At 51.3% G+C, this 273-nt stretch carries 1 protein-coding gene; it reads left to right on the top strand.

The features are described from left to right. Nucleotides 1-273: alanine:cation symporter family protein (locus tag SB765_RS29675; RefSeq protein WP_410932499.1), on the top strand; the 273-nt coding region annotated here is incomplete at its 3' end.

Below are 273 nucleotides of genomic sequence, written 5' to 3'. Positions count from 1 at the left end.
ATCTGTACGGCAAGCGCCATGCTGATATTACTGGCGGGTAACGGCACAACCTACATGCCGCTGGAAGGTATTCAGCTTATCCAGAAGGCGATGCGGGTGTTAATGGGTTCCTGGGGTGCTGAGTTTGTTACCCTCGTGGTTATTCTGTTTGCCTTCAGCTCCATCGTTGCCAACTACATTTACGCCGAAAACAATCTCTTCTTTTTACGCCTGAACAACCCTAAAGCGATCTGGTGTTTGCGGATCTGCACCTTCGCAACGGTCATCGGCGGC

The organism is Pseudomonas sp. SIMBA_067, assembly GCF_046534675.1.
In the GTDB taxonomy this organism is placed as follows: domain Bacteria; phylum Pseudomonadota; class Gammaproteobacteria; order Pseudomonadales; family Pseudomonadaceae; genus Aquipseudomonas; species Aquipseudomonas putida.
Note: the sequence above shows the minus strand (reverse complement) of the source record. Positions and strands in the feature narration are given on the sequence as shown.